Origin of the sequence: uncultured Roseovarius sp. (assembly GCF_947489715.1) — a bacterium.
Classification (GTDB): Bacteria; Pseudomonadota; Alphaproteobacteria; order Rhodobacterales; family Rhodobacteraceae; genus Roseovarius.
Genome location: NZ_CANLER010000024.1, coordinates 1 through 2,834, shown reverse-complemented (window position 1 = coordinate 2,834; position 2,834 = coordinate 1). Strand labels below are relative to the sequence as shown.

General features: G+C 61.3%; 2 protein-coding genes. Both read left to right on the top strand.

All coding sequences use genetic code 11. From position 1 onward, the window contains the following. Nucleotide 1 precedes the first annotated feature (1 nt). Complete coding sequence (phnA, locus tag Q1B27_RS24395) at nucleotides 2-1,246, top strand: phosphonoacetate hydrolase (protein ID WP_299852777.1); 1,245 nt, start codon at nucleotides 2-4, stop codon at nucleotides 1,244-1,246. Between the two features lie 15 nt (nucleotides 1,247-1,261). Further along, nucleotides 1,262-2,713: a phosphonoacetaldehyde dehydrogenase gene (gene phnY, locus Q1B27_RS24390; RefSeq protein ID WP_299852773.1), complete on the top strand. Its 1,452-nt coding sequence runs from the start codon at nucleotides 1,262-1,264 to the stop codon at nucleotides 2,711-2,713. Nucleotides 2,714-2,834 lie beyond the last annotated feature (121 nt).

Below are 2,834 nucleotides of genomic sequence, written 5' to 3'. Positions count from 1 at the left end.
CATGACGAAAGAGAGTTCAGTATTTGCGAATGGTCGTGAATATATGTTTCCGAAGGTATGTGCGATCTCGATTTGTCTGGACGGGTGTGAGCCTGAGTATCTGGAGAAGGCGATTGCGGATGGGTTGATGCCGACCTTGAAGCGGATGCGTGAGACCGGGACGGACCGGCTGGCGCATTCGGTGATCCCGAGCTTTACCAATCCGAACAACCTGAGCATCGCGACGGGCCGGCCGCCGGCGGTGCACGGGATCTGCGGCAATTACCTGATCGACCCCGAGACCGGCGAAGAGGTGATGATGAACGACGTGCGGTTCCTGCGCGCGCCGACCGTCTTCAAGCAGTTCTACGACGCGGGGGCCCGGGTGGCGGTCGTCACCGCCAAGGACAAGCTGCGGGCATTGCTGGGCGCGGGGCTTGCGTTCGATGATGACCGGGCCAAGTGTTTCTCGGCCGAGAAATCCGACAGCTCCACCGCCGCCGAGCACGGCCAGGAAAAGGCCAGCGAATGGCTGGGCATGGCGCAGCCCGAGGTCTATTCGGCGGAGCTGAGCGAGTTCGTCTTTGCCGCCGGGGTGAAGCTTCTGCGCGACTGGAAGCCGGACGTGATGTACCTGACCACGACCGATTACGTGCAGCATAAATACGCCCCCGACGATGCCGAGGCCAAAAGCTTTTACGAGATGTTCGACAAATACCTCACGCAGCTTGATGCGCTGGGTGCGGCCATCGTGGTGACCGCCGATCACGGCATGAAGCCCAAGCACCACGCCGATGGCTCGCCCAACGTGATCTACGTGCAGGACCTGATGGATGAGTGGCTAGGCAAGGATGCGGCGCGGGTGATCCTGCCGATCACCGACCCGTATGTGGTGCATCACGGCGCGCTTGGCGCCTTTGCCACCGCCTATCTGCCCGAGGGCGCGGATGTGGCCGATATCATGGCAAGGCTCGATGCGCGCGATGAGCTGATCCTGGTGGTGGACAAGGCCGAGGCGATCCGCCGGTTCGAGCTGCCGGGCGACCGGATCGGCGATATCGTGATGATCTCGGGCGAGAATATCTGCATCGGCACCTCCGAGCACCGCCATGACCTGGCCGCACTCAAGGAACCGCTGCGCAGCCATGGCGGCTTGACCGAACAGGAGGTCCCCTTCATCGTGAACCGGGTGATTGATCTGCCGTCAAAGCCTGAGCTGCGCAACTTTGATGCGTTCTTCTATGCCACCACCGCCGCGGCGCTCTGAGGAAGGGGATACAAGATGAAAGACACGATAGAAGTCCGTAACGAAGGCATGCGCATCGGCGGCGAGATCGTCTTTACCGATAACGTGGTCGAGGTGCTTTACCCCTATACTGACGAGGTGGTCGGCACCGTACCCGCGGGCACCGCCGAACACGCGGCCAAAGCATTCGAGATCGCGGCGAATTACAAATCCAAGCTCACCCGCTACGAGCGCAGCGAGATCCTCAAACGCGCCGGGGAACTGATTGGCGAGCGCCGCGATTACCTGGCGAAATGGCTGACGCTGGAGCTGGGCATCTGCCACCAGCACGCGATCTACGAGACCAAGCGCGCCCAGGATGTCTATCAGTTTGCCGCCGCCCAGGCGATGAATGACGATGGCGAGATCTTCTCGTGTGACCTCACCCATAACGGCAAGGACCGCAAGATCTTTACCCTGCGCGAACCGGTCCGGGCGATCAGTGCGATCACCCCCTTCAACCACCCGCTCAACATGGTCAGCCACAAGATCGCGCCGTCCATCGCGACCAATAACTGCATGGTCTGCAAGCCCACGGAACTGACGCCGCTGACCTGTCTGGCGCTTGCGGATATCCTCTACGAGGCCGGTCTGCCGCCCGAGATGTTCCAGGTCGTGACCGGTCTGCCGCAGGACATTGGCGACGAGATGATCACCAATGACAACATCGACATCATCACCTTCACCGGCGGCGTGCCGGTGGGCAAGATCATCGCCTCCAAGGGTGTCTATAAACGCCAGGCGCTGGAGCTGGGCGGGAACGATCCGCTGATCGTGCTGAACGACCTCAGCGATGCCGATCTCGACAAGGCGGCGACCATTGCCGTGGCGGGTGCGACCGGCAACTCAGGGCAGCGCTGCACCGCGATCAAGCGCATCCTGGTGCAGGAAAGCGTGGCCGACGCGTTTGTCCCCAAGGTGCTGGAAAAGGCCAAGGCGATCCGCTTTGGCGATCCGCAGGACCCGGAAACCGAGCTGGGCTGCGTGATCCATTCGCAGGCGGCGGAAGTGTTCGAGAACCGCGTCTATGACGCCGAGAAGCAGGGCGCCGAAATCCTCTACCATCCCGGCCGCCAGGGCGCACTTCTGCCCCCCATCGTGGTCGATAAAGTGCCCCATGACAGCGAGCTGGTGATGGAGGAAACCTTTGGGCCGATCGTGCCCATCGTCCGCGTGCCCGATGACGACGCCGAGGTCATGCGCATCTCAAACGGCACCCAGTTCGGCCTCAGCTCGGGCGTCTGCACCAATGATCTGAACCGCGCGATCGCCTTCATCAACGGGCTTGACGTGGGCACCTGCAACATCTGGGAACAGCCCGGCTACCGGATCGAAACCTCCCCCTTCGGCGGCATCAAGGACTCAGGCAACGCCGTCAAGGAAGGCGTCACCGAGGCGATGAAGTTCTTCACCAACGTCAAAACCTACTCCCTCCCCTGGCCCAGATAAGACGCATCTCCCAACTGCGGGGCCCCAACAGGCCCCGCCCTTTTACCAAAAGGCAAATGATGGAAGACAAAATCATCCATACCGAAGGCGAATCCAACACCTCAAACGCTCGGAAAATATG